Source organism: Nocardia sp. PE-7 (assembly GCF_030486425.1).
Lineage (GTDB): Bacteria > Actinomycetota > Actinomycetes > Mycobacteriales > Mycobacteriaceae > Nocardia > Nocardia salmonicida_A.
In genome coordinates, this window is the sequence record NZ_CP129614.1 from 1024330 (window position 1) to 1050438 (window position 26109).

General features: G+C 67.2%; 30 protein-coding genes and 2 tRNA genes. 15 read left to right on the plus strand and 17 right to left on the minus strand.

Going from position 1 to position 26109, the window contains the following annotated elements; genetic code table 11:
* Positions 1 to 2: 2 nt before the first annotated feature.
* The gene (locus tag QX204_RS04755) at positions 3 to 230 is read left to right on the plus strand and encodes a DUF3618 domain-containing protein (RefSeq protein WP_301905368.1); all 228 of its coding nucleotides are present in this window, start codon (positions 3 to 5) and stop codon (positions 228 to 230) included.
* 66 nt (positions 231 to 296) lie between these two features.
* Here the strand turns inward: QX204_RS04755 and QX204_RS04760 are convergent, their stop codons facing one another.
* Complete coding sequence (locus QX204_RS04760) at positions 297 to 593, minus strand: excalibur calcium-binding domain-containing protein (RefSeq protein WP_056821625.1); 297 nt, start codon at positions 591 to 593, stop codon at positions 297 to 299.
* A 134-nt stretch (positions 594 to 727) separates the two neighbouring features.
* The gene (locus tag QX204_RS04765) at positions 728 to 1705 is read right to left on the minus strand and encodes a pirin family protein (RefSeq protein WP_301905369.1); all 978 of its coding nucleotides are present in this window, start codon (positions 1703 to 1705) and stop codon (positions 728 to 730) included.
* Positions 1706 to 1776: 71 nt separating this feature from the next.
* On the opposite strand from QX204_RS04765, the gene QX204_RS04770 reads away from it, so the two are divergent.
* From QX204_RS04770 to QX204_RS04785, 4 genes are all read left to right on the plus strand, one after another.
* Complete coding sequence (locus QX204_RS04770; protein ID WP_301905370.1) at positions 1777 to 2241, plus strand: MarR family winged helix-turn-helix transcriptional regulator; 465 nt, start codon at positions 1777 to 1779, stop codon at positions 2239 to 2241.
* Positions 2242 to 2306: 65 nt separating this feature from the next.
* Positions 2307 to 3155: a hypothetical protein gene (locus QX204_RS04775; protein ID WP_301905371.1), complete on the plus strand. Its 849-nt coding sequence runs from the start codon at positions 2307 to 2309 to the stop codon at positions 3153 to 3155.
* 59 nt (positions 3156 to 3214) lie between these two features.
* Entirely contained in the window at positions 3215 to 4021 is an 807-nt protein-coding gene (locus tag QX204_RS04780; protein ID WP_301905372.1) for an alpha/beta fold hydrolase, read from the plus strand.
* Positions 4022 to 4044: 23 nt separating this feature from the next.
* On the plus strand, positions 4045 to 4194 hold the full coding sequence (locus tag QX204_RS04785) for a hypothetical protein (RefSeq protein WP_301905373.1): 150 nt from the start codon (positions 4045 to 4047) through the stop codon (positions 4192 to 4194).
* On the opposite strand, the gene QX204_RS04790 is transcribed toward QX204_RS04785, so the two are convergent.
* Entirely contained in the window at positions 4195 to 5091 is an 897-nt protein-coding gene (locus tag QX204_RS04790; protein ID WP_301905374.1) for a LysR family transcriptional regulator ArgP, read from the minus strand.
* 71 nt (positions 5092 to 5162) lie between these two features.
* On the opposite strand from QX204_RS04790, the gene QX204_RS04795 reads away from it, so the two are divergent.
* The gene (locus QX204_RS04795) at positions 5163 to 5783 is read left to right on the plus strand and encodes a LysE/ArgO family amino acid transporter (RefSeq protein ID WP_301905375.1); all 621 of its coding nucleotides are present in this window, start codon (positions 5163 to 5165) and stop codon (positions 5781 to 5783) included.
* Positions 5784 to 5793: 10 nt separating this feature from the next.
* Here QX204_RS04795 and QX204_RS04800 read toward each other — a convergent pair whose 3' ends face one another.
* Together QX204_RS04800 and QX204_RS04805 are read right to left on the minus strand one after the other, a co-directional pair.
* Positions 5794 to 6132 (minus strand): hypothetical protein, encoded by a 339-nt coding sequence (locus QX204_RS04800; RefSeq protein WP_056821605.1) that lies wholly within the window; start codon positions 6130 to 6132, stop codon positions 5794 to 5796.
* A 117-nt stretch (positions 6133 to 6249) separates the two neighbouring features.
* A complete protein-coding gene (locus QX204_RS04805; RefSeq protein ID WP_301905376.1) occupies positions 6250 to 6876 on the minus strand; it encodes a transglycosylase SLT domain-containing protein in 627 nt (208 codons plus the stop codon).
* 634 nt (positions 6877 to 7510) lie between these two features.
* Here QX204_RS04805 and QX204_RS04810 point away from each other — a divergent pair.
* Positions 7511 to 8002, plus strand: a complete 492-nt coding sequence (locus QX204_RS04810) for an SRPBCC family protein (protein WP_301905377.1) — start codon at positions 7511 to 7513, stop codon at positions 8000 to 8002.
* On the opposite strand, the gene QX204_RS04815 is transcribed toward QX204_RS04810, so the two are convergent.
* Together QX204_RS04815 and QX204_RS04820 are read right to left on the minus strand one after the other, a co-directional pair.
* Positions 7969 to 8565 (minus strand): TetR/AcrR family transcriptional regulator, encoded by a 597-nt coding sequence (locus QX204_RS04815; protein ID WP_301907909.1) that lies wholly within the window; start codon positions 8563 to 8565, stop codon positions 7969 to 7971. The two genes, QX204_RS04810 and QX204_RS04815, sit on opposite strands and share 34 nt — an antisense overlap.
* A gap of 127 nt (positions 8566 to 8692) precedes the next feature.
* Positions 8693 to 8768 (minus strand) — tRNA-Lys (locus QX204_RS04820).
* Between the two features lie 315 nt (positions 8769 to 9083).
* Between QX204_RS04820 and QX204_RS04825 the strand changes: the two genes are divergently transcribed.
* Positions 9084 to 10292 (plus strand): L,D-transpeptidase, encoded by a 1209-nt coding sequence (locus tag QX204_RS04825; RefSeq protein ID WP_301905378.1) that lies wholly within the window; start codon positions 9084 to 9086, stop codon positions 10290 to 10292.
* A gap of 70 nt (positions 10293 to 10362) precedes the next feature.
* Here the strand turns inward: QX204_RS04825 and QX204_RS04830 are convergent, their stop codons facing one another.
* Entirely contained in the window at positions 10363 to 10704 is a 342-nt protein-coding gene (locus QX204_RS04830; RefSeq protein ID WP_301905379.1) for a hypothetical protein, read from the minus strand.
* 109 nt (positions 10705 to 10813) lie between these two features.
* Positions 10814 to 10984 carry a hypothetical protein gene (locus QX204_RS04835; RefSeq protein WP_301905380.1) on the minus strand — a complete coding sequence of 57 codons (171 nt, stop codon included), beginning with the start codon at positions 10982 to 10984 and terminating at the stop codon, positions 10814 to 10816.
* A gap of 25 nt (positions 10985 to 11009) precedes the next feature.
* Here QX204_RS04835 and QX204_RS04840 point away from each other — a divergent pair, with 25 nt between their 5' ends.
* Positions 11010 to 11555, plus strand: coding sequence for a CGNR zinc finger domain-containing protein (locus QX204_RS04840; protein WP_301905381.1), 546 nt, complete (start codon positions 11010 to 11012; stop codon positions 11553 to 11555).
* Positions 11556 to 11612: 57 nt separating this feature from the next.
* Here QX204_RS04840 and QX204_RS04845 read toward each other — a convergent pair.
* Both QX204_RS04845 and orn read right to left on the minus strand, forming a co-directional pair.
* A tRNA-His gene (locus QX204_RS04845) sits at positions 11613 to 11685 on the minus strand.
* Between the two features lie 55 nt (positions 11686 to 11740).
* Positions 11741 to 12379, minus strand: coding sequence for an oligoribonuclease (gene orn / locus QX204_RS04850; protein ID WP_063056000.1), 639 nt, complete (start codon positions 12377 to 12379; stop codon positions 11741 to 11743).
* Between the two features lie 197 nt (positions 12380 to 12576).
* Between orn and QX204_RS04855 the strand changes: the two genes are divergently transcribed.
* On the plus strand, positions 12577 to 14265 hold the full coding sequence (locus tag QX204_RS04855) for a helicase HerA-like domain-containing protein (RefSeq protein ID WP_301905382.1): 1689 nt from the start codon (positions 12577 to 12579) through the stop codon (positions 14263 to 14265).
* Positions 14266 to 14347: 82 nt separating this feature from the next.
* Here QX204_RS04855 and QX204_RS04860 read toward each other — a convergent pair whose 3' ends face one another.
* Together QX204_RS04860 and cmrA are read right to left on the minus strand one after the other, a co-directional pair.
* Positions 14348 to 15640, minus strand: a complete 1293-nt coding sequence (locus QX204_RS04860; RefSeq protein WP_301905383.1) for a diaminopimelate decarboxylase family protein — start codon at positions 15638 to 15640, stop codon at positions 14348 to 14350.
* Between the two features lie 142 nt (positions 15641 to 15782).
* On the minus strand, positions 15783 to 16586 hold the full coding sequence (gene cmrA / locus QX204_RS04865; protein WP_301905384.1) for a mycolate reductase: 804 nt from the start codon (positions 16584 to 16586) through the stop codon (positions 15783 to 15785).
* 98 nt (positions 16587 to 16684) lie between these two features.
* Between cmrA and QX204_RS04870 the strand changes: the two genes are divergently transcribed.
* Complete coding sequence (locus tag QX204_RS04870; RefSeq protein WP_301905385.1) at positions 16685 to 17809, plus strand: phosphotransferase enzyme family protein; 1125 nt, start codon at positions 16685 to 16687, stop codon at positions 17807 to 17809.
* Between the two features lie 167 nt (positions 17810 to 17976).
* On the opposite strand, the gene QX204_RS04875 is transcribed toward QX204_RS04870, so the two are convergent.
* Positions 17977 to 20007, minus strand: a complete 2031-nt coding sequence (locus QX204_RS04875) for an NADPH-dependent 2,4-dienoyl-CoA reductase (RefSeq protein ID WP_301905386.1) — start codon at positions 20005 to 20007, stop codon at positions 17977 to 17979.
* Positions 20004 to 20558, minus strand: a complete 555-nt coding sequence (locus QX204_RS04880; RefSeq protein ID WP_056821580.1) for a PadR family transcriptional regulator — start codon at positions 20556 to 20558, stop codon at positions 20004 to 20006. Before QX204_RS04880 ends, QX204_RS04875 begins: the two co-directional genes overlap by 4 nt.
* Before the next feature lie 149 nt (positions 20559 to 20707).
* Here QX204_RS04880 and QX204_RS04885 point away from each other — a divergent pair, with 149 nt between their 5' ends.
* Positions 20708 to 22045 carry an MFS transporter gene (locus QX204_RS04885; protein WP_301905387.1) on the plus strand — a complete coding sequence of 446 codons (1338 nt, stop codon included), beginning with the start codon at positions 20708 to 20710 and terminating at the stop codon, positions 22043 to 22045.
* A 51-nt stretch (positions 22046 to 22096) separates the two neighbouring features.
* On the opposite strand, the gene QX204_RS04890 is transcribed toward QX204_RS04885, so the two are convergent.
* Complete coding sequence (locus tag QX204_RS04890) at positions 22097 to 22717, minus strand: TetR family transcriptional regulator (protein ID WP_301905388.1); 621 nt, start codon at positions 22715 to 22717, stop codon at positions 22097 to 22099.
* A gap of 170 nt (positions 22718 to 22887) precedes the next feature.
* On the opposite strand from QX204_RS04890, the gene QX204_RS04895 reads away from it, so the two are divergent.
* From QX204_RS04895 to QX204_RS04905, 3 genes are read left to right on the plus strand one after another with little or no spacing between them, the layout of a single operon-like run.
* Positions 22888 to 23979, plus strand: a complete 1092-nt coding sequence (locus QX204_RS04895; RefSeq protein ID WP_301905389.1) for a ferredoxin reductase — start codon at positions 22888 to 22890, stop codon at positions 23977 to 23979.
* Between the two features lie 39 nt (positions 23980 to 24018).
* A complete protein-coding gene (locus QX204_RS04900) occupies positions 24019 to 25170 on the plus strand; it encodes a fatty acid desaturase family protein (protein WP_301905390.1) in 1152 nt (383 codons plus the stop codon).
* On the plus strand, positions 25171 to 25539 hold the full coding sequence (locus tag QX204_RS04905; RefSeq protein ID WP_301905391.1) for a hypothetical protein: 369 nt from the start codon (positions 25171 to 25173) through the stop codon (positions 25537 to 25539).
* 3 nt (positions 25540 to 25542) lie between these two features.
* Here the strand turns inward: QX204_RS04905 and QX204_RS04910 are convergent, their stop codons facing one another.
* A complete protein-coding gene (locus QX204_RS04910) occupies positions 25543 to 26073 on the minus strand; it encodes a DUF4254 domain-containing protein (RefSeq protein ID WP_301905392.1) in 531 nt (176 codons plus the stop codon).
* Positions 26074 to 26109: the final 36 nt, after the last annotated feature.

Sequence of the window (26109 nt, forward strand, 5' to 3'; positions counted from 1 at the left end):
CGGTGGCCAAGGACGACACCGACCGGATAGAACGCGAGATCGAGATCGCGCGTACCCGGTTGGCGACCACGCTCGACGAACTGGCGGTGCGCGCGGATCCGCAACGGATCGCGGACGACACCAAGAATATGGTGGTCGCCAAGTTGAACGAGCCGAAGGTCAAATACACGCTGATCGGAGCGGGCGCCCTCGTGGCCGGCCTGGTCCTGATCAAGATCTTCCGCCGCTGAATCAGCCGGCCGGACAACAAAAACACCCGATGTGCCAACGAGTCACATCGGGTGTTTTTTGTGTTTCTACTGCGTGGGGCAGGCCAGGCCGTCGCCGTCCGGGTCGAGGTGCGGCGAGTAGCCCGCCTCGCCGCGGAACAACGGCGCGCGGCCGGCGGCCATCGCATCGTCGCAGCTGCGGAACGCGCCACCGGCCGAACCGGACTGGACCAGGTTGGCCGAGCCGGTCGCTCCGAGAATGGAGTCGAAGCTCGACGATCCGGTGCCCGCTGAGCCCGCGAACGGGTTGGCGTGGGCGACCGGTGCGGCGATCAGGGCGAGCCCTGCGGCGGCAAGGCTGACGGTGAGCCGACTAACGTTCATGAATTCCTCTATGTCTGCTGCGGTTCGGGAGTGGTGACGGCCACGATGTGGCCGGTAGCCCCGTCCACCTTTGTGACGGGGCGACCGATTGTCAACCGCATGCGGCCCGAGGATTCGCCGCGAGTAGCGGTCGGTTATTCACCCAGTCTGCGCCCGGTCAGGTGTTCGGCCGGGATCGTGCCCATGCGACCCGCGTTGAAATCTTCCATCGCCTCGATGATTTCCTGGCGAGTGTTCATCACGAACGGCCCGTATTGAATCACCGGCTCGCGCAAGGGAGTTCCGCCCAGTAGCAGGACCTCGAGATCGCCGGTGGTGCTGTGCTGGGTGAGATCGGCGGTCAGGGTGAGGGCATCGCCCTTGCCGAAGACCACCAGTTGCCCCGCGCTGATCGGCCTGCGATCGACGCCGACCGTGCCGCTGCCCGACAGCACATAGGCCATCGCGGTGAAGTCCTTGGGCCACGGTGTTTCCAGCTGGGCGCCGGGCACGAGCGAGGCGTGGGCGTAGGCGATCGGGGTGTAGGTGGACCCGGGGCCGGAGTAGCCGGCGACCTCACCGGCGATGACGCGCACCAGCGCACCGCCGTCGTGCGAGCTCACCAGGGTCAGTTCGCTCGCGCGCAGATCCTGGTAGCGCGGGGTGGCGAACTTGTTCGCCCTCGGCAGGTTCACCCACAGCTGGATTCCGTGGAACGTGCCGCCGGAGATCACGAGCTTCTCCTCGGGCAGTTCGTCGTGCAGCATGCCGGAGCCCGCGGTCATCCACTGCGTATCGCCCTCTCCGATCACGCCGCCGCCACCTTGGGAATCGTGGTGGACCATGGTGCCGTCGAGCATGTACGTGACGGTCTCGAAGCCGCGATGCGGATGCCAGGGCGCACCCTTGGCCGCGTACGGCTCATAGGCCACCGGGCCCATCTGGTCGAGCAGGATGAACGGGTCGGCCGAACGGAGGTCGACGCTGGGGAACGGCCGGGTCACCTCGAACCCGGCGCCTTCCTGCTGGCGCGCGGCGGTGACGATCTGGCGAACCGGACGCTGGGTCTCGGTGACATCGGGGCGGGGCAGCCGGGGCAGCACCATGATGTCGTCGACGGTGATAGCTGGCATGGGGTGCCTCCTGGGAGCTTCGCAAGTCAGTTGGTTTCCATGTCAACCATCATGGCCTTAGAATCATTCCCGTGCCCCGATGGTTGTCCGAAGAAGAGCAGAAGACCTGGCGGTCCTACATCCTCATGCGTCAGCGTCTCGACGCCGTCCTAGCCGCGGGCCTGGGCGAACACGGACTATCGATGGCCGACTACGAGCTGTTGGTACCGCTGTCGGCGGCTCCCAGCGGATGCCTGCGAGCCAAGGACCTGGCCGCCGAGGTCTGCTGGGACAAGTCCAGGTTGTCCAAACAACTGGCCCGGATGGCGACGCGCGGACTCGTCGATCGAGTACCCGCCGAGGACGATGCGCGCGGAATCGTGGTGTCGCTGACCGAGGCCGGACGCACGATCTTGCGTGAGGCCGCGCCCGAGCACGTCGAACTGGTGCGGGAGGTGTTCATCGACCGGATGTCCGACGCGGAAAGCGCGGCGATCTGCTCGCTGGCCGAGAAGGTGAAAGCGGCCGGCGAGGCCCGAAACGATTCGGCCGGTTAACGATTCGCGCCCAGCCCCCGATGCGTTGTAGACAGGGCTCGAACTTCGCACACAGGGGTGGTGGCATGAAGGCAGCCGGGTTCATCGTTTCAGTGGGCATGCTGTGCGCAGTGTCGGTCGCGGGATGCTCGACGGACAGCGGCACCGCGCAACCGGCGACGACCACCGCCCGGGGTGACTCGTGGGGTTCGGGCGCACCCGTCACCGAACTGCCCGGCGCCGGCGGTCCGACGACGGCGCCGGATCAGTTGCCACCGGTCATCATCGCCCCGACGACGCCGGGCCCTCGCCCGACCGGTTCGGGCGTACCGAGCGGCGCACCTGCCTCCACCGTGCCCCGGCCGCCGGTCGCGACCGATGTCGTCTCGCTGGTCGCCGTCGACGCCGCGGGTCAACCGGCTAACGGCTTCGCCCTGACCAGTCCGACCCCGGTCGGCACCCTCGACTGCTCCTACATGTCGCCGAGCCGCTCGGCGACCACCGCGGGGATCTACGAATGCGGTGCTTCCGCCGACTCGGCCAATGTGTGCTGGGCGGCTCCCGACAGGGCCTCGCTGCTGTGTGCGAATGACCCGTGGCAGCGCGGGCTGCGCCTGTACACCGTCGACCCGCCGGTCGCCGACATCGGCAAAACCGCATCGCCCGAGCCGTGGGCACTCGAACTCGCCGACGGCCGCCACTGCCGCATCCGCGTCGGCGGCGCCTGGGGTGGCCGCTCCGACGGTCTGGTCGGCGCCTATTCCTGCGACGGCGGCAACGACGTGGTCCTGCAGCCGTCCACCGCCCGCACGGCCATCGATACCTCGACCAGTACCTGGGTGGTCAAGGTCGGTCCACTGGGCTCCGGCGCACCCGACTTCCCGGCCCCCGCGACTGTCGCTGTTCGCACCGCCTATTTCGCCGCGACGAGCTGAGTCGGCCGCGCGGTTGTCCTCACTGGCGACCCCGTCCTGCCGTGGCGGTAGTTTGAGATATGCCCATCGCCTCGCTCAACGGCATTCAGCTCAGCTACGACGTCACCGGTTCGGGACCTCTGGTCCTGCTCGTGATGGGTAGTGGAAGTCCTGGACGTGTCTGGCGCACCTATCAGGTGCCCGCTCTGGTCAAGGCGGGCTTCACCGTCGCCACTGTCGACAACCGGGGGATCGCGCCGTCGTCGGAGTCGGCTGCCGGGATCACCATGGCGCAACTGGTCGGCGATACCGCCGCGCTGATCGAGCACCTCGGCGCCCCGGCGCATGTGGTCGGCACCTCGATGGGGTCGCGGATCGTCGCCGAACTCGCGCTGGTTCGACCGGAGCTGCTGCGCAAGGCAGTGATGTTCGCCGCTACCGCGCGTCCGCATCCGGTGACGAGCACGCTCAGCAAGGGCGAGCAGGCGTTGTTCGACAAGGGAATTCAGTTGCCGCCGGAGTACGCGGCGGCGGTCAAGGCGATGGTGAATCTGTCGCCGCACACGCTGGCCGATCCGGCCAAGGCCCAGGAGTGGCTCGACATCTTCGAATTCACCTCGGGGAAGGGAACTCCCGGCACTCGGGCGCAAGCGGGAATGGATCGGTCCCAGGATCGGCGGGCGGCCTATCGGGGAATCTCGGTGCCCAGCTTGGTCGTCGGGTTCGCCGATGACCAGATGGTGCCGCCGCGGTTCTGCCGGGAGGTCGCCGAGGCGATCCCGACGGCCACCTATGCCGAGATCGAGCGGTGCGGGCACTACGGGTATCTGGAGCGGCCCGACGAGGTCAATCGGGTTCTCATCGAATTCCTCTCCGCTGCTAGATAATTCACGACTCACAAGGATCTGCCATGAACGATTCGTCGAACTGCCCCGCCTGTGACAACGAGTACACCTACAAGGAGATGAACGGAACGTGGGTGTGTACCAACTGCGCCAATCAGTGGGGGCTGCGAGTGGTTCCGGATCTCGACGAGACGCCCAGCCGACGTGACGGATAGCTAACCCGGCATCGTCAGTGCTGCCGCCGCGGCCGCGCCGATCGCGGTGGCGAGCGCGGCGAGCGCGGGGGAGTGCAGTTTCCACTGCTGCCAGTACAGCGGGACATCGATGTGGGAATCGCCCTCGATGTTCACCAAAGTACCTGCGGTGCGGTCTTTCTCGGTGTGCAGGTCGGGCAGCATGCCCCAGCCGAGTCCGAGCCGCACCGCGTCGGCGAACGCGCTCGACGACGGCACGTAGTGACCGGGTGGGTCGACCCGGCGACGGGTGCGGCGGCGCAGTTGGCGCAGCTGGAGGTCGTCCTTGCGGTCGAAGTGCACGACCGGCGCGTGGGTGTAGGCGGCCGGGGTCGGGCCGTCGGGGAACCAGGTACGGACGAATTGCGGTGTCGCGGTCGGGCGGTAGCGCATCGCGCCCAGCGGGGTGACGGTGCAGCCCTGTACCGGCGTCGCGGTCGCGGTGATCGCGGCCGTCACCGTGCCGTCGCGCAACAACCGGGTGGTGTGTTCCTCGTCTTCGCGGTGCAGGTCGAAGGTGATCCCGGCGGGCACGCGCGCGAGCGCGGGCATCACCCACGATTCGAGGGAGTCGGCGTTGACGGCGATCGGGATGCGGATCGGCCGGTCGGCGAGGCGGTCGGCATCGCCGAGTTCGCGCGCGGTGTCGCCGGCGAGCAGCTCCACCTGCCTGGCCAGCCGCAGCACCGCGAGCCCGGACTCGGTGGGACGCACCGGTTTCGAGCGTTGCACCAGCACGCGCCCCGCCGATTCCTCCAGTGCCTTGATCCGCTGACTGATCGCCGACGGGGTGAGGTCGAGTCGGCGCGCGGCCGCGTCGAAGGTGCCCTCGGTGAGAACGGCGTCGAGGGCGCGCAGCTGGTCCAACTGGAGATCCACCTAAGCAACTCTAATGGTTGTTAAGAATCATTAGCTGGACTGAATATTGGCGGGATCTTAGCGTCGAGGGTGTGACGGCATCATCGGCGGCACTGGCCGCCCTCTCCGGATTGGGCTTCGGGCTCTCGCTCATCGTGGCGATCGGCGCGCAGAACGCGTTCGTGCTGCGCCAAGGGGTGCGAGGGCAGCACGTGCTGCCGGTGATCGCGGTGTGCGCGGTGTCCGACATCGTGTTGATCGGCGCGGGAGTGGCCGGGTTCGGCACGGTCGTCGAGTCGTTTCCGGCGGTTCTGACCGTTGCCAGGTACGCGGGGGCGGCTTTTCTGGTCGGCTACGCGCTGTCGGCGGCTCGGCGCGCCCTCGGTTCGTCGAGCCTGATCGCCGAAGCGGCGGGCGCCTCGGTGGCCGTCGGCGCCTCCGTCCTCACCTGTCTGGCGCTCACCTGGCTCAATCCGCACGTGTACCTGGACACACTGGTCCTGCTCGGCTCCTTCGCCAGCACCTACGCGACGCCCGATCGCTGGTTCCTCGCCGGGGGCGCCATGCTCGCCAGCGTCCTGTGGTTCGCGGCGCTCGGTTACGGTGCTCGCCGGCTCGGTCCGCTCTTCGCGCGCCCGATCGCGTGGCGGGTCCTGGACTCGCTGATCGCGGTGGTCATGCTCGCGCTGGCCCTCGGGCTGCTGCTCGCGTGAGGCGTGAGCGCTAGGACTCCCACGGCTTCACCGGCGGCTTGACCCACAGCAGTTTCTCGTCGGCGTGGGTGCGCACCGCGGCGGCGTGCTCGGGGTTGCGAGCGGCCCAGGCGTCCTTCTGGTCGAGCAGGTCGGCGACCACCTGCCAGGTCTCGCCGGTGCTCGGCGGGTTGGTGTCGGCGGCACGGGCCAGCTTGCGCAGGGTGGCCGTGGGCAGGGCGAGCAGTTCGGCGCTGCGGATATCGCGTGACCAGGCGTAGGCGGCCATGCGGCGGGCCTTGGCGACGCGGCTGGCGGTAGCCGCGTCGGAATGCGCGTGATCGGGTGCCTGATCGGCGCTGTCTGGCACGACGGTGATTCTACGACGAAACGCCCGCGCTCCGGTCGGCGATGACCGGGGCGCGGGCGTTCACCCGTCAGGTAGTTCAGGAGGCGCTGTCGACGTCGAGCGCCTGGTGACGGTGGATCAGTACGCGCTGTTGACGTTGTCCATCGAGCCGTAGCGGTTGGCCGCGTAGTTGCAGGCCGCGACGATGTTGGACACCGGGTTCCAGACGTCGAAGGGGGTGCCCTCGACGTGGAAGGAAGCGAACGTGGGGTCGATCACCTGGAGCAGGCCCTTGGACGGGATGCCGTTGATCGCGTTGATGTCCCACAGGTTGATCGCCTGGGGGTTACCGGTCGACTCGCGCATGATGTTGCGGTGGATGCCCTCGTAGGTGCCGGGGATGCCCTTGGCCGCCATGATGTCGAGCGCCTCACGGATCCAGCCGTCGAGGTTGTTCTCGTAGGCGCGGGGGGCCGGTGCGGGCTCGGGCATCGGGGCCGGAGCGGCCTCGGGGGCCGGTGCGGGGGCGGCTTCCGGCGCGGGCGCCGGGGCAGGGATGGCCTGGATGGCGGGTGCGGCGGCAGCGGGGATGTTCTCCGCCTGCTCGACGACCATGGCGGCACGCTCGGGAACGCTGTCGTCGGCGAACGAGACGGCGGAGGACGCGGCTACGGCGACCAGACCGACCGCGGCGACTGCCACGGTGAACGCCTCACGGCGCGAGCGACGGCCGATAACGGTGCTGAGCTTGTCTTTGTTGAGCATTGCTTTTCTGTTCCTTCATCTCTGTCTGGCGACGCAGGCCCTGAATCAGGGCGCGATGGATCGCGCAGCGCGCACGGGAGTACACGCCGGTCAGGCGATGCGTTGTTTCTGTCTGTATGGGAAGGTGCGACACTGTCGGGGGACGAACGCTCGATGGCAGTTCATCGCTGGCGTCGCACGGTGCTCCACAGCTGGCTGCGGGGAGACCACGCGCTGTTCGGTGCTATCGGAGGTTGGATACTTCCGGGCTAACCAAACCGCAGGTCCGTTTGTGACCTGATGACAGAATGGTCACGACGGGTTAACGCAAGGTGAACGAAACTTGAACGGCAAACGTTGCCGATCTTGGTTCATTGCCGGGCAGTTGCAGAATCGTTATGTATGCAGGAGGTTTGCGAGCCTGATCTGCGTGGCGGCCGTCACATAAAAAGTTTGCCCGAATCAGGTTTCGCGGGGGTTTTCGCAGTTCGGGGGAGTTCGAATCGGGCTCTGAGCGCATCGGCGCGGGATTATCCATGGCGGTTCGATAACGAGACCGTGACCGTTATCTGGCAAGCGGTCGAGGGGGCGTCCGACCTTTACGCGCTCCGTACGCATGCGTATGGTTGGCGGACGGTTGCTGAGAGGTCGAATCATGATCGAGAACATCCACGAGCGAACGATCGATGCGCCCGCCGCCCAGGTCGGCGAGCTGATCGACAAGGTCGCTGTCGCGGGAAATTCGTTGTGGCCCAGCCCCGCCTGGCCGCCGCTCGAGCTGGACGGACCGTTGGCCGCCGGCGCCGCGGGCGGCCACGGCTCCGTGCCGTATACCTGCACCGCCTATCGGCCCGGTGAGTTCGTCGAGTTCACTTTCGCGCCGGGATTCATGCTGGACGGCACCCATGCCTTCGAGGTGGTCGACAAAGGCGCGGCCAGTTCCCTGCGCCACGTGATCCGTGCCGAGACCAGGGGTTTGTCAGGTTTGCTCGGCTGGCATCTGGCTGTTCGCCCACTGCACGACGCACTGCTGGAAGAACTGCTGGACAACGCGGAGACCGCCGTCGGCACCCCGCCCGAGCCGTATCGCCGGCCGATGCGGGCGCGGCTGCTCTACTGGGTCTCGCTGCGTCTCGGGCTCGACTGAGCGGGCCCGAGTAGCCGTCCGACGATGTCGTCCACCAGTTCGCCGGTGGCGGGCAGGGTCTCGGGTGCGACACGTGCCAGCTGGTTGATCCCGTGATAGATGCCGACGGCCACTGCCGCACGCGTACTCGCTTGCCGCGCGGGCACCGCGAGCAGCTGCAACTGGGCTGCCACGTACTCGATCCGCCGCGCCGCGACCCGTCGCATGGCGTCTGCGACCACGGGCTGGTCGATGGCGGCCAGCAGGGCGAGTTCCTCCCTGCCCTCGGTTGCGTACTCGATGACTTCGGTGAACAGCAGTCGCAACCGCTCGACGGGGTCCGGCAGTGCGTCGAGCCGGGCGATCACCTCGTCGGTGCCCAGCTGCTCCCATCGCGCCAGCACGGCGTCGACGAGGGCGCCGCGATCTTTGAAGTGCCAGTAGAAACTGCCTTTGGTGGCTCCCAGACGCTTCGCCAGCGGTTCCACGGCGACCCCGGTGAGCCCGCTCTCGCCGAGCGCCGCGATCGCGGCGGTGACCCAGTCCTCCGCGTTGAGCCTGCGGGACGGCTTCCCTGTCGACATCACCGCCGTACGCTACCGAATGGTCGAGCGCGGATGTCGGCCTCGATGCTCGGCCGGCGAACTTCCGGTAACGGCAGAGCAAACAAACGAGGCCCTTGACCGAATTACCTGGTCAAAGGCCTCGTTGTGGTGCGCCATCAGGGACTTGAACCCCGAACCCGCTGATTAAGAGTCAGCTGCTCTGCCAATTGAGCTAATGGCGCATGTCTTTGTTCTTTGCCCCGTCTCCGGTGCGGAACAAACATTAGCAGGCGGTGGGGCGGAAAGTGAAATCGGGCGCTGACCAGCAACAATGCCGCATCCTGAGTGTTGTTAACACCGGCGGCCTCCGCGCGTATCTAACGATTGTGACTTGGTCGTGTCGCGGGGGCTTTCCCGTTGGAACCGGCCGGACTAGCTGGCAGAATGGGCGAGACGTCGAGTTCGTAACGCCCCCCGCCTACACGGATGGCTCTAGCGATTCGGTCGGTGGGATCTGCGGCGCACTGTAATCGCGTCGGTACGGAAACGGGGTTGACATGGGTAAGAAGCGGGGGCGACCTCGGTCGCTACGGACGATCGTTCCGGTGGTGCTGTTGGCGGTGTTCGCGCTCGGCGCGTCGGCGTGCTCGGCTGCGGAGGGCACCGGGGTGGAGGTGGCGATCGATCGCAACCCCCTCGCCGAGCTCATCAAGCCGAAGCTGGTCTCGACCATCAAGGACGGGCAGGTCGGCGTCTCGCCCGGCATGCCGATGGCTTTCCAGGTCGAGGACGGCAAGTTCACCGACGTCACGCTGACCAATCAGCAGGGCACCGCCGTCGCGGGTCAGCTGGCAGCGGATGGGCGTTCGTGGTCGACCGCCGAGGTGCTCGGCTACGGCAAGACCTACAAGCTCACCGCCTCGGCCATCGGGCTCGGTGGCGCCAACTCCTCGACGCTGAGCTTCACCACCAGCTCGCCGAAGAGTCAGACCAAGCCGTACCTGCTGCCCGGGGAGGGCGAGGTGGTCGGTATCGGTCAGCCGGTGGCGATCCAGTTCGACGAGAACATCCCCGACCGCCGTGCCGTGCAAGAGGCCATCAAGATCACCACCGAGCCCGCTGTCGAGGGTGCCTTCTACTGGGTGAACAATCGCGAAGTGCGTTGGCGCCCAGAGCATTACTGGACACCGGGAACCAAGGTGACCATCGATGTGAACGTTTACGGCAAAGACCTGGGCAAGGGTCTGTACGGCCAGGACAACATCCATTCGTTCTTCACCATCGGTGACGCGGTGGTCTTCACCGCCGACGACAACACCAAGCAGGTGGTGGTGGAGAAGAACGGTCAGGTGATCATGACCATGCCCACCTCAATGGGTAAGGACAGCACGCCCACCGACAACGGCGTCTACATCGTCAGCGACCGGCACGAGAAGATCGTCATGGACTCCTCGACCTACGGTGTGGCGGTGAACTCGTCCGACGGGTACCGCACGCCGGTCGACTACGCGACGCGAATCTCCTACAGCGGCATCTTCTTCCACTCGGCGCCGTGGTCTGTCGGGCAGCAGGGTTACTCCAACGCGAGCCACGGCTGCCTGAATCTCAGTCCGGCGAACGCGCGCTGGGTCTACGAGAACGCCAAGCGCGGTGACATCACGGTGATCAAGAACACGGTCGGCGGCACCCTGTCCGGTGTCGACGGGCTGGGCGACTGGAACATCGCGTGGCCGGAATGGAAGGCGGGCAACGCCGACGCTCCGTAGTCGGGCAAAGCGCGAACAACGAAGGGGCACCGGAGGTTTCCGGTGCCCCTTCGTTGTGTCCGTGGCTATCTCACTTCGGCGTGGGCAGCTGGCTGCAGTCCATCATCGCCTCGCCCGCGACGGCGAGCGCGCTGCCGAGGGCGCCGCACAGGATGCGTCCGCCGAACAGCATTCGGTCGAGGTTGGGTAGGCCGGCCGAGCCGGTGCCGGAGGATCCGGTGGTCTCGAGGCCGGTGGTGGAGCCGCTCTGTGCCGAACCGGATTCGGGCTGATCGCTCGGCAGGCCGAAGTCGCCGATGGGGGTCTCCGCCGCGAAGTCGGTGAGGGGCAGGCCGGGCGATGCTGTTGCGGTCCCCGCGACGGGGCCGAGCACAGTGGCGGCGAGGATGGCGACGACGGTGGAACGCTTCATCAAGGGGTCTTTCCGGTCGAGCGCTGACGCGATGGCGAGATCTGCCCCACATCTGGGCAGCGGTCCAAAGTGTAGCGGTCAAACGTGACCTTCGTCATGGTGGTGCGGGTTATCCGGCCTCGGCGAGGTCGGGTTCGTCGCGATGGATCTCGGACGCGACGCTCAGGTGGTCGACAACCACTCTGCGGGCGCCGCAGCCGCAGCGCTGATAGGCCACGAGGCCCTCGCTGGTCCGGTGGCGCGACTCGATCTGCCAGGTGTGTGTGGGGTGGCTGCTCATGGTTCGAGTCTGATGTAATGGCATTGTGCATTACAACCATTACGGCCGGGAGCCGGTGCTGTTGGGTATCGGCCTGCTCAACGATCCGTGTGCGAGCGCCGCGGAGCTGGCGCGGCGCTGTGTGGACGCAGGCTTGGTGCTGAGTGCGCCGGTGTCCGAGGGTGATCTCGCGGCGGTGACGGCCTTTCTGGGGCGTTGGCGCGGGGTAGTGGAGTGCGCGGACCGCGCCGAGCGAGCGACCCTGCTCAATGTGCTGCTGGCCGAGTACGCGTCTCCGCCCCGCCTGACCGACCATGTGGGCGACGGCTGGCATCTGCACTTTCGTGACCCCGGCGTGGCGACGGATCGTCAGATCGCCGCGTTGATCACCGTCGGCACCGCACTGCACCTGACCGGGCTCGGTATGGACCGCCTCGGCGCCTGCGCGGCGGAGGGGTGCTCGCAGGTGTACGCCGACACCTCGCGCAACGGCAGACAACGCTTCTGCAGCCCGGCCTGTGCGAACCGCTCGGCCGTCCGAAGGCACCGAGCGAGCCGCGCCGAGAACGGGGCCGCCCGAGTCGGTCCGTAACCGCGGCTACTGGGAAGCAAAGAAGGCCCGGTCCAGAGGACCGGGCCTTCTCTTCGGGGTGACCGACGGGACTCGAACCCGCGACATCCAGGATCACAACCTGGTGCTCTACCAACTGAACTACGGTCACCATCACCGGTGAATCACCGGCGCCGTCGATACTAGCGTGACTTTGGCGTCAGGCCCTAATCCGCTGGTAGAGGGCTCGAACCGGTGACATCCACGGCATCGGTGGCGGCCTGTGCGGCGGCGGCGATCTCGGTGGTGGTCGGTCCGGGCAGCGGCACGAACGCGGTACGCCGGTAGTACTCGAGCTCGCGGATGGATTCCTTGATGTCGGCCAGCGCGCGATGGGCCAGGCCCTTTTCCGGCTGACCGAAGTAGATGCGCGGGTACCAGCGCCTGCACAGTTCCTTGATCGAGCTCACATCGACCATCCGGTAGTGCAGGTGCGCGTCGAGTTCCGGCATGTCGCGAGCGATGAAGCCGCGATCGGTGCCGATCGAGTTGCCGCACAGCGGCACCGTGCGCGCGGTGGGCGCGTACTCGCGGATGTAGTCGAGTACCTGCTGCTGCGCCTGCTCGAGGGTGACGGTGGATCGCCGAACCTCTTCGGTCAGACCGGATTTCGCGTGCATGGTGGCGACGACCGGTGGCATGCAGGCCAGGGCGGCGTCGTCGGCGTGGATGACGATGTCGACACCGTCACCGAGAATGTTGAGGTCGCTGTCGGTTACGAGCGCGGCGATCTCGATCAGCTTGTCGCTGTCGAGACGGAGCCCCGTCATTTCGCAATCCATCCAGACCAAGAGTTTGTCTGACACGGGAGTCACCCTAATGGTGGGTCCGCGAACCGGGTCGGCAGGTGTGTCGCGTGGGCGAGGCGTACGAGGTTTGCCGACGACATAGCCAGATGTTCGCCACCCTGGTGACCGGCCCGGATACAGTTTGCCTGGGATTGACCACAGACGTTTCGAGCATTTCTTGCGTACGTGCCAGTGAGCAGACGGAGGACGCGCGAATGACCACCCCACAGGAGAAGGCGGCAGCGGCACGCAAGGCGGCCGAAGACGCGGCACGCGTCGCCGCCGAGGCCATGGCAGCCGCGGAGGCCGCCGAGCAGGAAGCCGCGGCGGCGAGCGCGGAATCCGCCTCGAAGCCACCGTCATCCGGCGAGCCGAGCGCATCCGTCGCGGCCGCGGAGATCGCCGAGGGCTACGCCTTCAGCGGACCTGCGTTGGAACTGGGCACGGTGATGGTCGACGGCGTCGCCGATCCTGTTGCGCGCGTGCGTATTCCGTTGCGGATGATGAACCGGCACGGACTGGTCGCGGGTGCGACCGGCACCGGCAAGACCAAGACCCTGCAGGGCATCGCCGAACATCTGTCCCGCGCGGGCGTTCCCGTGGTGATGGCCGACGTCAAGGGCGATCTGTCGGGCCTGAGCGAGCCCGGCGCCGACACCGAGAAGATCCGGGCGCGCGCGGCGGAGACCGGCGCGACCGACTGGGCGCCGGGGACGTTCCCTACCGAGTTCGTCTCGCTCGGTACCGGAGGCATCGGGGTACCGATCCGGGCGACGATCACCTCCTTCGGCCCGATCCTGCTCAGCAAGGTGCTCGGCCTCAACGACACTCAGGAATCCACGCTGGGCCTGATCTTCCACTGGGCTGATCAGCGCGGCCTGGCGCTGCTGGATCTGAAGGACCTGCGCGCGGTCATCACCCACCTGACCAGCCCCGAAGGCAAGGAAGACCTCAAGGGCATCGGTGGCGTGTCCTCGCAGACGGCCGGGGTGATCCTGCGGGCGCTGGTGAATCTGGAGGCCGAGGGAGGCGATACCTTCTTCGGCGAACCCGAACTCGACCCGGTCGATCTGCTGCGCACCGCGGGCGGGCTCGGCGTGATCACGCTGTTCGAACTCGGTCAGCAGGCGGCGCGACCCGCGCTGTTCTCCACATTCTTGATGTGGGTGCTGGCCGATCTGTTCCAGACGCTGCCCGAGGTGGGTGACGTCGACAAGCCGAAGCTCGTGTTCATCTTCGACGAGGCGCATCTGCTGTTCGCCGAGGCGTCCAAGGCGTTTCTGCAGCAGGTCGAGCAGACGGTGAAGCTGATCCGGTCCAAGGGCGTCGGTGTGTTCTTCTGCACCCAGTTGCCCACCGACATCCCCAACCCCGTGCTCTCCCAGCTCGGGGCCCGCGTCCAGCACGCCTTGCGCGCCTTCACCCCCGACGATCAGAAGGCGCTGTCCAAGACGGTGCGCACGTACCCGAAGTCGTCGGTGTACGACCTGGAAGAAGCGTTGACCTCGCTCGGTACCGGCGAGGCGATCGTCACCGTGCTCTCCGAGACCGGCGCGCCCACACCTGTCGCCTGGACCAAGATCGCGCCGCCACGCTCGCTGATGGACACCGTCGGCGACGAGGCGATCAAGTCCAAGGCGCTGTCGAGCGCGCTGCAGGGCAAGTACGGGCAGAGCGTCGACCGGGAATCGGCCTACGAGATGCTGCTGGCCAGCGTGGCGGCCGCGGAGCCCGCACCCGAATCCGCGCCGCCGATACCGGAGCGTTCGGCGTCCCAGCGGGACGAGGACTCGGCCGCCGAGCGGATCATGGCCAACCCGGCGGTGAAGAGTTTCCTGCGTTCGGCGGCGAGTGCGGCCGGACGTGAGATCAGCCGCAGCATTTTCGGCACCCGTCGCAGGTGATCGCGTGCGGCCCGTCGATCGGCGGGCCGCACGCGCCGGGCTCGGCTGAGCGGGTCGTCACGGATGCTCGGGTATCAGCGCGTCATCGGGCGAGCTCGCGCATCAGCAGGTCGGCGGTCGTCTCGCGCCGGAGCAGCTGCTCGGTGCGGCCGTGGGCGACCGCGACGACCGGCGGCCTGCCCGCTGTTCGATATCCGGCCGCGCACGGGTGATAGGCGCCGGTGCACGGCACCGCGAGCACCTCGCCCGCCCGCAGATCGGCCGGAATCCTGACCTCGGCGGCGATGAGCTCGCCCGCGGCCCCGTGCCTGCCCGCAACCGAGGCGGTGAGCTGGGGCCCGGCCGGATGCCGGTTGACCACGAGTGCGCTGACATCGTCGCGCCCCGCGGTATCCCCGTCGACGATCACGCACGTGCCGCCGTCGGCGACCTCGGTGATGGCGAGCACCCGGTACAGCGTGACACCCGCCCGGGCGACGATCGCGCGCCCCGGTTCCATCGCGAGGACGGGACGGGGGAAATGGTGGCGTGCGCAGCCCGCGTCGAGCGCGTCTTCGAGGATGTCGGCGAGTTCATGGAGGTTGAGCTCCGCGTCGCCGCCACGCCGAGCCACCGCGTGCCCGCCCCCGATATCGAGGTGGGTGAGCAGGATGCCGTGTTCGGCGTGGATCCAGGCCATCTCGCCGATCATCCGGCGGATCGCCTCGCCGTACAGGTCGGGATCGTGGATCTGCGCGCCGAGATGGCAGTGCAGTCCGGACAGGATCAGCTTCGGCTGCGCGATGATCCGGGCGACGGCCGCCGCGCAGGACTCGCTGCCGAGCGGGAATCCGAATCGTGAGCGTCCCGGTACCTCGATCCCCGGTGCCACCCGCAACAGCACCTGCTGCGGGCGGGTCGCCAGTGAGGCGAGCAAGGTGATCTCGGTGAGCGAGGAGACCACGATCCGGCCGACGCCCGCGTTCACCGCGGTGCGGAGTTCGTCGAACGGAGTTCCGTTGCCCTGCAAGATGATCCGACGGGGGTCGATCCCCGCCGCGAGCGCCACCTCCAGTTCACCGGCCGACCCGACCTGCACCGCGAGGCCCTCCTCGGCGACCCAGCGGGCCACGGTGCGCAGCATGAGCGCGGTGCCCGCGTAGACGATCTCGGTATCGGGGAAGAGCTTGCGGTAGGCCCGGCAGCGTTCGCGCACCTCGGTCTCGTCGAGCACGCGCACGGGGGTGCCGTACTGGTCGGCGATGTCGTGCAGCGCCACGCCGGCGAGGGTGATCCGGCCCTCGCCGTCGTAGTGGGTGTCGGTGGGCCAGACCGCGGGGTCGAGCCGGGGAACCGTACTCGCGCGCAGGGACGGGAAGATATCGAGCAACGTCACGGTGGTCTCCTCCAGGAGGACGCCCCCGCACTCGGACGGCGGGGCCGCTTCCAGGACTACGCCGTTCGCGGGCTGCTGAACTCGGTGTTTACGGGTCCTTGACCACCCGGCGACCGTTCCTGACGACTTGCTGACGGGGGCGTCAGCCGCCCAGCTTCTTGTAGAACGCACCCGCGATCGGCGCGGTGAACGAGCGCGGGCCGTAGTTGCCCGCGACGCTCATGCCCTTGCTGATCAAGCCGGGGACGATGCGCATCTTGTTGCGGGCCAGCGCGTCGATGGAGACCTTGGCGGTGTATTCGGAGGACACCCAGAGGAAATCGGGGACCATCTTGTCGACGATCGACTGGTCCTCGGGGGCAGGGGTCTCGGTGCGGACCGGGCCCGGGGCCAGCAGGGTGACGTGCACGCCGGTGCCCTTGAGCTCGCCGCGCAGCGACTCCGAGAAGGTGTTGGCGAACGCCTTGGACGCCGCGTAGGTCGCGTTGTTCGGGATCGGCATATTGCCCGCGGCCGAACCGCTGATCAGGATCCCACCCGCCTTGCGCTCGATCATGCCGGGCAGCACCGCCAGGGACAGGTCGTGCACGGCGGTGGCGTTGAGCTCCATCTGCATGCGCTCGTAGGCGAAGTCGAGCTCGGCGACCGGGCCGAAGGTCGCGATGCCCGCGTTGTTGCAGAGGACGGCGATATCGCGGACCGCGAGCTCGCTGACGAGGCCGGCCCGCTGGGTGCGATCGGCCAGGTCGACGGCGCGGACCTCGGCGGTGATGCCGTGGGCCAGGGTCAACCGCTGGGCCAGCTCGGTGAGGATCTCACCGCGGCGCGCGACCAGGATCAGCGAATAGCCGCGCCCGGCCAGTTCGGCGGCCAGCGCGGTGCCGATGCCGGAGGACGCGCCGGTGACGACGGCACGATTGTCTGCAGTGGGGGAGGGCAAGCTCACGAGGGGGAGCTTAAGGGATCGGCTCAGGCCGCGCGGTGCCCGCGTCGACGGGTGGCACCGCGGGAACACGGGCACCCGGCAATAGCATGAGTGGCGTTATGGCAACTGACTCGAGCCCGCAGGTGTTCGGCATGGGTGACGACCCGCTGGCCGAGCCGACGTGGCCCGCGCTCACCGAGGACGAGATCGCCCGCGCGATCGCCGCGACCTGGAACGGATCGGCGCCCGCGGAGATCGAATGGCGTGGTGCGCGACCGCTGTCGTCCACGGTGGGGGTGCGCTCGGCCGACGGTGCGCGGCTCGTCGTGAAGCGGATGCCGGTGCGATTGCGCGACGAGGTGGCGCTGGGCGAGGAACACCGGTTCATGGCGCATCTGCGTGACCGAGGGATTCCGGTGCCCGAAGCGCTTGCCGCCGTGGGTGACTGGGCGCAGCCGTCTCGCGCTGACGATCATCCTGCGCCGGAGTTCGTGTACGAGGTGCACCACGCGGGGGCGGGCCAGGACCGGTATCGCGCGGACTTCTCGTGGTCGCCCTATCGCGACGTCGACGATGCGGTGGGCGCGGGAGTGATGCTGGGGCGATTGCATCAGGCCGCAACGGGTTTCGACGCTCCCGCCCGACCAGCTCGACCGTTGCTGGCGAGCATGCACGGTGACGTGGTGAGCGCGTTCGAGTGGCACATCGCCCGCCGACCGGCCGTCGCTCGGTTCCTCGGGGAAAGAGACTGGCGCGCTGAGGTTCCCCGGTTTCGGGCCGAACTCACCGATGTCGAACCGCTGTGGACGCACGGGGATTGGCACGGAACCAACCTGCTGTGGGACCACCACGAGGTGACCTCGGTGATCGATTTCGGGCTGGCGGACCGGACGACGGCCGTCTTCGACCTCGCCACCGCCATCGAACGCACGGCGATCGACTGGGTGTCGCTGCGCGAGGGCGGACCCGCGCACGTCCGCGCGGACCAGATCGCCGCTCTGATCCAGGGATATCGATCGGTACGACCCTTGTCCACCGCCGAACAGACCCTGCTCCCAGACCTGCTCCCGCTGATCCACATCGGCTACGAACTCTCCGAGATCGACTACTTCCTCAGCGTCGCCCACGACCCACGCAACGCCGAAATCGCCTATCAAGACTGGCTTCTCGGACACCTCCGCTGGTACGAAACAGAAGAAGGCCACGAACTACGCGACGCAATACGCGACCTCGCTCTGCGCTGACCACACTCCCAGCCCCGCACGACCCGACCTCGAGGAGGGTCCGCCGCAAAGCGGCGAAGCGGCCCGGCCGCGAGTCAGCCACCGTTGCGTCCGCGGCGAAGCCGCCAGCAACGGTGGCTGACTCGCGGCCCTCAGGGGCCGCGCTCGAGCGCGTCAGCGCTCCAAAACTACATGCGTGCGGCCAGGCGGGTGCCCTGGTCGATCGCGCGCTTGGCGTCGAGCTCGGCGGCCAGGTCGGCGCCGCCGATGAGGTGCAGGTCGACCCCCGCTGCCCGCAGGGGTTCTTCGAGTTCGCGGACGGATTCCTGTCCGGCACAGACGATCACGTTGTCGACTTCGATCACGCGGGGGTTCTCGTGCTTCTCGCCGAAGCTGATGTGCAGGCCCGCGTCGTCGATGCGGTCGTAATTCACGCCGCCGACGTGCTCGACGCCCTTGGCCTTGAGAGCCGCGCGGTGTACCCACCCGGAGGTCTTGCCGAGGTCCTTGCCGAACGGGGTCGACTTGCGTTGCAGCAGAACCACATCGCGGGCCGCGGGGGAGGGCTTGGGCTTCTTGAGCTGGCCGGGAACCTGCTCGTTCTCGGAGTCGACGCCCCACTCCTCCTTCCACTCGTCGAGCTTGAGTGTGGGATGTCCTTCGACAGTGAGGTATTCGCTCACGTCGTAACCGATACCGCCCGCACCGATCACCGCGACCTTCTTGCCGACCGGCTTCTCCTCCTTCACCAGTTCGGCGTAGGACAGCACCATCGGGTGGTCGATGCCGGGGATATTGGGGATGCGCGGGCGCACACCGGTCGCCAGGATCACCGCGTCGTACTCGCCCGCGATCAATTCTTCAGCGCTGACCCGCTTTTCGAGATGCAGGGTGACACCGGTGAGGTCGATCTTGCGGCGGAAGTAGCGGATCGACTCGTCGAACTCCTCCTTGCCGGGGATGCGGCGGGCGATGTCGAACTGGCCGCCGATCTTGTCGTCGGCCTCGAACAGGTCGACGTGGTGGCCACGCTCGGCCAGACTCACCGCCGCCGACAGACCGGCCGGACCCGCGCCGACGACGGCGACCCGCTTGGCCCGGCGAGTCGGCAGCAGGTTGAGGGTGGTCTCGCTGCCCGCACGCGGGTTGACCAGGCACGACACCTTCTTGTTGCCGAAGGCGTGGTCGAGGCAGGCCTGATTGCAGGCGATGCAGGTGTTGATCTCGTCGGCGCGGTCGCCCTTGGCCTTGTTGGCCCATTCGGGATCGGCCAGCAGTGGGCGGGCCAGTGAGATCAGCGCCGCGTCGCCGCGGGTGAGGATCTCCTCGGCGATCTCGGGCATATTGATGCGGTTCGACGCGCAGACCGGGATGTTCACCTTGCGCGCGATCTTCGCGGTGAACTCGACGAACGCCGCGCGCGGCACCGAGGTGACGATGGTGGGCACCCGCGCCTCGTGCCAACCGATATCGGTATTGAGGATATCGACGCCGACGGCCTCCAATTCCTGTGCCAGAGCGACGATCTCGTCGAAGGTCTGGCCCTTTTCCACGAGTTCGGCCATCGACAACCGGAACACGATGATGAAATCGGGACCCACCTCGGCCCGGATGCGCCGGGCGATCTCGACGGGCAGCCGACGCCGATTCTCCGGCGAGCCGCCCCACTTGTCGGTGCGTTTGTTCACCCGTGGCGCGAGGAACTGGTTGAGGAAGTAGCCCTCACCGCCCATGATCTCGCAGCCGTCGTATCCGGCGAACTTGGCCAGGCCCGCGCAGCGCGCGTAGTCGTCGATGGTGCTTTCCACGCCCTTCGACGACAGCGCCCTCGGCTTGAACGGGTTGATCGCGGACTTGATCGCCGAAGCCGAAACGCTGGTCGGCATATAGGAATAGCGCCCCGCGTGCAGAATTTGGATGGCGATCTTGCCGCCCTCGGCGTGTACCGCCTTGGTGATCGTGCGATGCCGGTAGGCCTCGGTCTTGTTGGTGAGCTTGCCGCCCAGCGGTAGCAGCCAACCGGTGCGGTTGGGGGCGTAGCCGCCGGTGATGATCAGGCCGACGCCGCCGCGGGCACGTTCGGCGAAGTAGGCGGCGAGCTTGTTGGTGTCCCAGGCGCGGTCTTCCAGACCGGTGTGCATGGAGCCCATGACCACGCGGTTGCGCAGCGTGGTGTGGCCGAGATCGAGTGGCTCGAACAGATGGGGATAGGCAGTCATGGGCGGTCGTCACCTTTTCGCGGTCGCAGGGCCTGCAGTACTTCGTCGCACCATTCGAGGTAGCCGGACTCCGCGCGGATGCCCGCGCGAAGCACCAGATACTGGTGCAGAGCGGTGCCGGAGAGCTGGTCCGGCACCGGGAAGAATTTCTTTTCGCTGAGGCGGTACTCGTCGAGGCGCTGGGCGTGCTGGCCACGATGGCGCTCCACCTCGGCGCAGATCGCATCGATGTCGCCGTACGCGGCCGCGCGGATCTTCACGCCGAGTTCGTCGCGGGCGGGGGTGGCGTCGGTGGGCTCGGCGAGCCAGCGGGCTATCTCGGCCTGACCGGCCGGAGCCACCGAGTACACCTTCTTGTCGGGTTTTCCCTGCTGGTTCACCGATTCGACGGTGACCCAGCCGGAGGACTCCATCCGCTTGAGAACCCGGTATATCTGCTGGTGGGTGGCACTCCAGAAGTAGCCGATCGACTTGTCGAATCGGCGTGCGAGCTCATACCCCGAGCCGGCCCGCTCGGTGAGCGAGACCAGTAGCGCGTGCTCCAGTGCCATGGCACGAGAGTATCCGGAACGCTGGGTACTATGCAACCAGGTTCATATGAGTTGACGGCGCCGATGCGGTAAACGGCGTGGGGCCGTCGAAACACGGGTGCACGCGTTATGGGCCGCGTGGTTGTTCGTTCGCCGTTACTCTTCGGCCTATGACCGAGGTGAACGCGGCCGAGACCGTCGGCGAGGCGGCCGGACGCGGGCAGGTATTGGCGTGGGGGCTGTGGGACTGGGGGTCGTCGGCATTCCAGGCCGTGACGCTGACCTTCGTGTTCTCGGTGTATCTCACCGACAAGGTGGGCAAGGATCTGCCGGGTACGACACCGGCGAGTGCGTGGCTGGGCTGGGCGCTGGCGGGGGCCGGTTTGGTCGTCGCGCTGACGGCGCCGGTCTGCGGGCAGTACTTCGACGCGGTCGGCTCGCGTAAACGGGCCTTGGCGACCTTGACGGCGTTGACGGTCGGCGCGATGTCGCTGATGTTCTTCGTCCGCGACGACTACGACGATCTCTGGCTCGGTCTGGCGCTGCTCGCGTTCGCCTCGGCCACCTTCGAGCTCGCCGGCGTGCCCTACAACGCGATGATGCGGCAGGTGTCGACTCCGGCCACGGTCGGCCGGGTCTCCGGATTCGGCTGGGCGATGGGCTATTTCGGCGGCATCGTGCTGCTGCTGATCTGCTACGTGGGATTCCTCGCCGGTGACGGTGACACCCGCGGATTGCTCGCGATGCCCACCGATCAGGGACTCAATGTCCGGCTCGTCATCGTGCTCGCGGCGGTGTGGTTCACCGTGTTCGCGCTGCCGGTGTTGTTCGCGGTGCCCGAGATGCCGCGCACCGGCGCCGACCCGGGGGCGGCGAAGGTCGGCTTCCTCGGTTCCTACCGGGTGCTGTGGCGTGACGTGCGGGAACTGTGGGTCCAGGATCGGCACACGGTGTACTTCCTGCTGGCCAGTGCGGTGTTCCGGGACGGGCTGGCGGGCGTGTTCACCTTCGGTGGGGTGCTCGCGGTGACGGTGTACGGGTTCGCCGACGCCGATGTGCTGCTGTTCGGGATCGCCGCGAATGTCGTGGCCGGGCTGGCCGCCGTGGTGGCCGGACGGTTCGACGACCGGATCGGGCCCAAGCGGGTGATCGTGTCGTCGCTGGTCGGGATGCTCGTCTGCGGCGTCGCGCTGCTGCTGGTGTCGGGCTCGACGATGTTCTGGATCTTCGGGCTCGCGCTCACCGTGTTCGTCGGTCCCGCGCAGGCCTCGGCTCGGTCGTTCCTGGCGCGCCTGGCGCCGCCGGGACGGGAGGGTCAGTTGTTCGGCCTGTACACCACCACCGGTCGGGCCGTGTCGTTCCTGGCGCCCGCCCTGTTCGGCGTTTTCGTCTCCGTCTTCCACAGCGACCGCGCCGGAATCGCCGGACTACTGGTCGTGCTGGCGGTGGGCCTGCTGGTCCTGCTCCCGGTACACGCGCCGTCGCGCGCGGTTTCCGCCGATATGTGACGTATCACGGGCGGGATGCCGCCGAGTTGTGTGAACGCCCGTGCTCCGAGTTCAGTCCGCGTTTTTGGGTACCCAACCTGAGATGCCCAACGCGATCAGGCGCATCTGCATGACGGTGCGTTCCACGATCGCCGATTCCTCCCGGGAGGTGGACGCGACGAAAGCGGCAATACCGTCGGTAACAGTGGTAACGAGCAGATCCGCGGCGATCTCCAGCTCGGTGGTGCTCCACGAATCCAGCGCACGCAGGCGAGAGAGATCGGCGACGATCTCACGCACGATCAGCTGCATCTCCATCGCGATCGCCTGACGCAGTGGGGCAGGCCCACCGTGACGCTCGCGAATGAGGAAACCGAACAGTGCGCGTTTGACGCGTACCTGCTCGAAGACGAAGCGGACCGTATCGGCCAGATGGGCGTCGGGCTTGCGCCTGACCTCGCGCAATGCCAAGCGCAATGCGGTGACACCCTCATCGACGATCGTCGCGCCCAGGTCGTCGAGCGAGGCGAAGTGGCGGTAGAAGGCCGTCGGCACGATGCCGGCAGAACGGGCGATCTCACGCAGGCTCAATGCCGCGAATCCGCGCTCCGAGGCCAAGGCCAAGGTGCCGTCGAGGAGGGCTGCCCGGGTATGCGCTTTGCGCTCGTTGCGGGTTCCTGCCTGCTCAGTCACATCGGTGAGCATACATCCGTTCACCATAGCGGCCTTTGTCATTATGTTGTCCGCCTCACATTATTGCCGGTTGACAGTGGCCCGGGGTCATCGGGCACACTGGTGAGTGTACAGACGTGCACTGAAATTTGAAGCGCACGTCGAAGGACTTCTCAAAGGGGCAACGCGACATGGTGGGACTGATCGACCTGGTGCAGACGTTGACGACGCCGCATCCGCTGGACCGGTACCTGGAACTCGTCAATCCCGGGCTCACCGCCCGGGAGCTGCGCGCCGAAGTCACCCATGTCTCGCACGCGGTGCCGGGCTCGGTGACCCTCACCCTGCGCGCCTCGCGGCAGTGGCGCGGCCATGCCGCCGGGCAGTACGTGCAGATCGGCGTCTCGATCAACGGCGTGCGCCACACCCGCTGCTACTCGCCGATCGACCCCGAGAGCCGGGGCGAGCGCTACCTGCAGCTCACCGTCAAGGCGCACCCGGGCGGGCTGGTGTCGAACTACCTGCACGCCAATGCCAAGCCCGGGATGGTCGTCGACCTGGCGCCCGCCTCCGGTGTTTTCCACCTACCGCAGCAGCGGCCCGACAAGCTGCTGCTGGTCAGCGGCGGCAGCGGCATCACGCCGGTACTGTCGATGTTGCGGACCCTCGACGCCGAGGGTTACACCGGGCAGGTCACCTTCCTGCACTACGCCCGTCAGCCCGAGATGGTGCCGCATCGGGCCGAGCTGTCCTCGATCGCGCAGCGTCGCGCCAACTTCCGTATCGAGTACCGCTACCCGGTGGAGCCGGGCACGGTGATCGACGGTGAGACCTCCACCGGCAGTGGATTCTTCGACTACGAGGAGCTCGAGCGGGTCGCACCCTGGTACGCCGACGCGCAGACCTTCGTGTGCGGGCCGCCGCCGCTGATGCGGGCGGTCAAGACGATCTTCGAAGCCGAGGGTCTCGAAGATCGGGTGCTCAGTGAGGAATTCACGCTCACCACGGTCCCGACCGATCCGTCCGAGGCCACCGGCACCGTCACCTTCTCCGGCAGCGACGTCGCCGCCGACAACACCGGAGCAACGCTGCTCGAGCAGGCCGAAGCATCCGGCCTGACCCCGGAATACGGCTGCCGCATGGGGATCTGCTTCTCCTGCACCGCGACCAAGGTCTCCGGCTGCACCCGCAACGTCCGTACCGGCGAGCTCGACGCCGACCCCGACAAGCCTATCCAGATCTGCATCAACGCCCCTGTCGGCGACGTCGACATCGCGCTCTAGCCAACCGATTACCCAGAACCAACAAGGGGAGATACAGCCATGACGATCCTCACCGAAGGCAAAGACGGTCCGGTCATCCTGAGCCCGGATCAGGTCGAAGAACTCGGCGCCGCGCTCGACGCGCTGCGCGCCCGCGTCGTGGACGACCTCGGCGAACGCGACCGTGACTACATCTACAACATCATCAAGACCCAGCGTGGCTTCGAGATCGCCGGCCGCGGTCTGATGTACCTGGGCTTCCTGCCGCCGTTCTGGCTGGCCGGCGTCGCCGCGCTCGGTGTGTCGAAGATCCTCGACAACATGGAGATCGGCCACAACGTCATGCACGGCCAGTACGACTGGATGCGTGAGCGCGGTATCAACTCCCGCGAATTCGACTGGGACACGGTCTGCCCGGCCGACCAGTGGAAGCACTCGCACAACTACATGCACCACACCTACACGAACATCGTCGATATGGACCGCGACATCGGTTACGGCGTCCTGCGGATCGACGAGGCGCAGAAGTGGAACCCCTACTACCTGGGCAACCCGCTCTACGCGTTCCTGCTGATGACCTTCTTCGAGTGGGGCGTGATGCTGCACGACCTCGAGGCCGACAACATCATCAAGGGCAAGCGCAAGTGGTCCGACATCAAGCCACTGCTCAAGGGGCAGGGCAAGAAGGCGGGCAAGCAGGTTCTCAAGGACTACGTGATGTTCCCGGCGCTGACCGGCCCGCTGTTCGTCTCCACCCTGGCGGGCAACGCGGCGGCCAACCTGGTGCGCAATGTGTGGACCTACTCGATCATCTTCTGCGGGCACTTCCCCTCGGGCGTGCAGACGTTCTCCAAGGAGGAGACCGAGGTCGAGACCCGCGGTGAGTGGTACGTGCGCCAGATGCTCGGCTCGGCCAACATCAACGGCTCGCGGCTGTTCCACATCATGTCGGGCAACCTCTCGCACCAGATCGAGCACCACCTGTTCCCCGATATCCCGGCCAACCGGTACCCGGAGATCGCGCCCGAGGTGAAGGCGCTGGCCGAGAAGTACGGCCTGCCCTACAACACCGGCCGTTTCTCCAAGCAGATCGGCTCGGTCTGGGCCAAGATCTTCAAGCTCGCGCTGCCCGATCGTTTCACGAAGAGTGACCCCAAGCCCGGTGTTATCGTTATGCGAAATCAGCCGGAAACCTCCACGGTGAGCGGGTAAATGGTCGGGAAATTCGAAAGCAACAAGGATCTGGTCCAGGAATTGACGGCTTCCGGTGCGCAGCGAGTCGGCAAAATCGCCTCGCTGATCACCGGGACCGTCGCCGAGGTCGCTCGTGAGATCGGTGAGTTCCTCACCGATGCGATCGAGATGCGCGAAGCCGCGGCAGCCGCTCGTCGAGATGCCGAGCGGGATGCGGCTTTCGTGGACACCGAGACCGAGTTCGTCGACCTCGACGCTCCGGTAGCGGATGACTTCGGCGCGCGGGCCGCGTTCGCGGAGCCGGTCGTGGGCGACAAAGCCCCGGCCGACGACGACAAAGCCCCGGCTACGGACAACAAGGCCCCGGTGACGGGCGAGCAGGCCTGATCCTCACCACACCGGCAACCGCCTGCGGTGCTCGGTGACATCGGTGATCAGATCTCGATAGCCGTCGGTCAGTTCCGCAAGACGACACCATTGCAGATGGGTGCGAGCCTCCCGCTGCCGTGGTGTCGTCTTCGTTGGTGCCGGTCCGGCCATGGCCTGCTGGGCGGCGATCCATTTCGCGGCCATCCGATCGATCACCGCGCCGAGGGTCTCGGTGTGCAGCGAGGCGCCGACGCGGTGTTCGACATGGGTGGCGACCCACTCGTCGATGTGGGCGATCAGCGCGATGCGGTCGTTGTCGATGTCGTCGACGAGGCGTCCGTATGCCGCGCCGGTGCTGCTCGACGCGGCGGGGTCGCGTGCCTGCTCCAGGGCTCGGCGGCGGCGATCGTGGCAGCTCGCCAGGTCGCGGGCGGCGTCGAGAACGCGGTGTCGCGTCGGGTCGGGGTGGTCGGTTCCGAGGAAAGCCCGCAACAGTGCCGAGGGTGTCGGTAACTGTGCGGCGTCCAGACGGTGGCCGTGATCGATCGGCATGGTGGCTGCCCCTGACAACGCTGTGTACATGGATAC

Excerpts from the sequence above, each read along its gene's own strand:
- QX204_RS04855 (WP_301905382.1), top strand. The coding sequence starts at position 12,577 with ATGACCACCCCACAGGAGAAGGCGGCAGCGGCACGCAAGGCGGCCGAA.
- QX204_RS04885 (WP_301905387.1), top strand. The coding sequence starts at position 20,708 with ATGACCGAGGTGAACGCGGCCGAGACCGTCGGCGAGGCGGCCGGACGC.
- QX204_RS04810 (WP_301905377.1), top strand. The coding sequence starts at position 7,511 with ATGATCGAGAACATCCACGAGCGAACGATCGATGCGCCCGCCGCCCAG.
- QX204_RS04785 (WP_301905373.1), top strand. The coding sequence starts at position 4,045 with ATGAACGATTCGTCGAACTGCCCCGCCTGTGACAACGAGTACACCTAC.
- QX204_RS04875 (WP_301905386.1), bottom strand. The coding sequence starts at position 20,007 with ATGACTGCCTATCCCCATCTGTTCGAGCCACTCGATCTCGGCCACACC.
- QX204_RS04835 (WP_301905380.1), bottom strand. The coding sequence starts at position 10,984 with ATGAGCAGCCACCCCACACACACCTGGCAGATCGAGTCGCGCCACCGG.
- QX204_RS04760 (WP_056821625.1), bottom strand. The coding sequence starts at position 593 with ATGAACGTTAGTCGGCTCACCGTCAGCCTTGCCGCCGCAGGGCTCGCC.
- QX204_RS04880 (WP_056821580.1), bottom strand. The coding sequence starts at position 20,558 with ATGGCACTGGAGCACGCGCTACTGGTCTCGCTCACCGAGCGGGCCGGC.
- QX204_RS04895 (WP_301905389.1), top strand. The coding sequence starts at position 22,888 with ATGGTGGGACTGATCGACCTGGTGCAGACGTTGACGACGCCGCATCCG.
- QX204_RS04775 (WP_301905371.1), top strand. The coding sequence starts at position 2,307 with ATGAAGGCAGCCGGGTTCATCGTTTCAGTGGGCATGCTGTGCGCAGTG.
- QX204_RS04910 (WP_301905392.1), bottom strand. The coding sequence starts at position 26,073 with ATGCCGATCGATCACGGCCACCGTCTGGACGCCGCACAGTTACCGACA.
- QX204_RS04905 (WP_301905391.1), top strand. The coding sequence starts at position 25,171 with ATGGTCGGGAAATTCGAAAGCAACAAGGATCTGGTCCAGGAATTGACG.
- QX204_RS04765 (WP_301905369.1), bottom strand. The coding sequence starts at position 1,705 with ATGCCAGCTATCACCGTCGACGACATCATGGTGCTGCCCCGGCTGCCC.
- QX204_RS04870 (WP_301905385.1), top strand. The coding sequence starts at position 16,685 with ATGGCAACTGACTCGAGCCCGCAGGTGTTCGGCATGGGTGACGACCCG.
- QX204_RS04830 (WP_301905379.1), bottom strand. The coding sequence starts at position 10,704 with ATGAAGCGTTCCACCGTCGTCGCCATCCTCGCCGCCACTGTGCTCGGC.
- QX204_RS04780 (WP_301905372.1), top strand. The coding sequence starts at position 3,215 with ATGCCCATCGCCTCGCTCAACGGCATTCAGCTCAGCTACGACGTCACC.
- QX204_RS04805 (WP_301905376.1), bottom strand. The coding sequence starts at position 6,876 with ATGCTCAACAAAGACAAGCTCAGCACCGTTATCGGCCGTCGCTCGCGC.
- QX204_RS04825 (WP_301905378.1), top strand. The coding sequence starts at position 9,084 with ATGGGTAAGAAGCGGGGGCGACCTCGGTCGCTACGGACGATCGTTCCG.
- QX204_RS04815 (WP_301907909.1), bottom strand. The coding sequence starts at position 8,565 with ATGTCGACAGGGAAGCCGTCCCGCAGGCTCAACGCGGAGGACTGGGTC.
- QX204_RS04900 (WP_301905390.1), top strand. The coding sequence starts at position 24,019 with ATGACGATCCTCACCGAAGGCAAAGACGGTCCGGTCATCCTGAGCCCG.